Origin of the sequence: Bradyrhizobium sp. 21 (assembly GCF_023073335.1) — a bacterium.
In the GTDB taxonomy this organism is placed as follows: Bacteria; Pseudomonadota; Alphaproteobacteria; order Rhizobiales; family Xanthobacteraceae; genus Bradyrhizobium.
In genome coordinates this window covers 1-3024 of record NZ_JADPJG010000027.1, presented here as the reverse complement: position 1 = coordinate 3024, position 3024 = coordinate 1, and the positions used below count along the sequence as shown (strand labels likewise).

Sequence of the window (3024 nt, the reverse complement as noted above, 5' to 3'; positions counted from 1 at the left end):
TCGCGGCCATGGCGTGTTCACGTACACACTGCTCGCCGGCCTCGATGCGGCCGATGCCAACAATGATGGGGTGATCGACGTGACCGAGCTTGCTCAATATGTCGACCGCCGGCGCCCGAGTCTCACCTTCGATGCGTTCAAGCTGCGGCAAGTGCCGCAGATGAGCATTGTCGGATCGGATTTCCTGCTAGCGTCAAGGGTCGCGCTGCTGCCGGCTGGCCACGAGGCGCCAGCGGCCAGCATCACCGCCAAGCCGACCCACGTTGTTGTCGTGCCGGCCGATGTCTGCCAGCAGCTCGGTGCCAAGAGGGCAAAAAACGAGCAGCTTGCGCCCGGCACGCTGGTGTCAGCGGTAAAGACGGAGCAGGGCTGGATGCTGGTGGCGCGGGATGGCAAGCGTGTCGGCTATGTCGCGCAGGACACCTTATTGCGGGTGCAATGAGATGTGCACGAAGCTGGCATCGATCGAACCGGGTAAGCTTGCGCGTCGCCTTGGGCTTCTGGTTGCGGTACTCGTGACGGCCTCGGATTCAAACGCGCAAACCATTGTGGTACCGGCGGTTGGGCAGGCCGACGGTTACACGAGCATCTCGTATTCGAATGATGGACAATGGATCGCGTCGGGCGCGGGCGACGGGACCGTTGCAATATGGGATGTGGCAAGCGGCCGCATTATCAGACGATTCGCGGGTGACACCAAAGCCACCGATAGCGTGAGCATCTCTCCGGACCGTAGATCAATCGCCTCGATCAGCGGTTCGATCCGCATCTGGGACATAGCGAGCGGAAAGTTGCAACGCGAAATCCGTGATCTCGCCACCAATCACATGGCTGTATCGCCTGATTGGCAGAAGGTCGCGGCCGATAGCAGCGTCTTTCAAGGGGTCAAGCTATTCCAGGTCCTGAAAGTCGCGACGGCCCAGGATGGCACGGTTGAGCGCACGTTGTTCGGGCATTCCAATTCAATCACGCGAATTGTCTATTCCGCAGACGGCAACTTCATCGCCTCGGCGAGCGATGACAAGACCGCAAGATTTTGGGATGCAAAGAGCGGAAAGTTGCTCCGCAGCTTCTCCGGTTACCAAGGGGCCGTGGCGGCGGTCGCCATCTCGCCCAACAATCAGCGGATTGTCGCTGCAGGCGATGACAAGATAGTGAAGGTCTGGAACACCGCCAGTGGAAGCCTCGAACGTTCGATCTCCGGCTTCGGTGAGAAGATCGTCGGGGTGAGCTTCAGTCCGGATGGCCAGTCCATCGCCGTTATCTCGGATCACGAACTGATCGTGTTCAATGCGACGAGCGGCCAGCCGATCTGGAAGTCGGGTGAGGAAACCGGCATCTATGATGTGAAGTTCTCCCCTGACGGCCGGCAAGTCGCGGTTGCGACCTACCAGAACATCGTACTTCGCGATTCCGGCAACGGAGAGGTCGATCGCAAGCTCGAAGGATTGGTGGAGGCCGCCGCTCCCGTTTCATTCGCATCGGCGCGGTCACTCATTTCGGATGGACGTATCTGGCGACGATGGGATCTCACCACCGGCCGCTTGCTTAATCAATCCGGCGAGGAAACCAACCTCTCGCAGGTTATGGCCATATCAGCAGATGGCAAACTGGTCGCGACTTCGAGCTACGAAGGAATCGCAATCTGGGACATCTCGAGCGGCAAGACGTTGCGAAAGTTTGACAAACCCCCGGAGTTTATATCCGCGCTCGCCTTTGCCCCCGATGGCCAATCCCTGCTGTCTGGCGGGGAGAAGATTGTTCGCTTTTGGAGCCTTGGAACCGGGCATTCCACAAGGAGTGTTAGCCTGCCAGGCCCCTATTCGATCATATCGATGGCGCTGACCCCCGACGGCAGGACCGTCGCGGTGTCCTCCTTGGACACACTCAGGCTCGTCGACGCATCAAGCGGCCGGATCATTCGTTCGTTCGAGAAGCATCAGGGCGACGCCTACGACGTGGTAGCCTTCGCAAACGGCGGCCGCGTGCTCGTGACTGGCGGTTTCGTGACCTGTTCGCCTATAGCGGGCTGTCATGGGGACAGCCGAATTCAGTGGGGAGCGCTGAGATTGTGGGACGTCGCAAGCGGGCGTGTCCTCAGAACCCTGGATGACTATCGCAGTCGCGTCAAGGCGATTGCAGTCTCGCCGGATTCACAGATCCTTGTCGGCGTCAGTGACGATGGTACGATCAAGATGTGGAATGCCGTGAGTGGTAGCTTGGTGGGCTCGCTCCGCGGTAACGCCACGACGATCAAGTCGATCGCCTTCTCGCAAGATGGTGCACGGATCGTCGGTGGGAGCGACGGTGAGATCAAGATTTGGGAATTTCCGACCGGAGAGCAGCTTGCCAGCCTGATTTGCTCCCCCGGCGGCGAATGGGTCGTCATAACGCCTGAAGGGTTCTTCGACGCATCGTCGCGAGGCGCCGAGCTTCTGTACGTGATCCAGGATTTCCACACGGAGCGGATCGACCGGGCCTACAACGCCCTGTACAGACCAGACCTTGTGCATGAAAAGCTGGCAGGCGATCCGAATGGCAAGCTGAAGACCGCGGCGGCACAGCTCAACCTTGACAAGGTGATGGCGAGCGGGCTGGCGCCCAAAGTGACGATAGTCTCGCCGGCATCTCGCTCGTCGTCGCCCACCGATGAGTTGGAGGTTGAGGCCTCGATTTCTGACCAGGGCGGCGGCATCGGGCGGATTGAATGGCGGGTCAATGGGGTGACGCTGGGGGTCGAAACCCGCGGCGTCAAGCCGCTCGGGGCGACCGGGGCAGGGGATAGTGCAGCGCCGTCTGACAAGCAGACGGCGAAGCAGAAGCTGGCCCTGGAGCGGGGCGAGAACCGCATCGAAGCCATAGCCTATAACAGCAAGAACCTCATCGCGTCTGAGGTCGCTGGGGTTTCGATCCAGTGGGATGGCGAGAAGACCGCCGCGGCGCCGAGGCTTTATGTGCTGTCGGTTGGCGTGAACGACTACTACGACAGCCGCTTGCACTTAGCCTACGCCGTGCCCGACGCGT

General features: G+C 60.4%; 2 protein-coding genes. Both read left to right on the top strand.

Annotated elements, in window-relative coordinates; genetic code table 11:
- Positions 1–442: hypothetical protein (locus tag IVB31_RS22525; RefSeq protein WP_247327708.1), on the top strand; the 442-nt coding region annotated here is incomplete at its 5' end.
- Between the two features lies 1 nt (position 443).
- Positions 444–3024 (top strand): Ig-like domain-containing protein (locus IVB31_RS22520; protein WP_247327707.1); only part of this gene is annotated, 2581 nt, incomplete at its 3' end.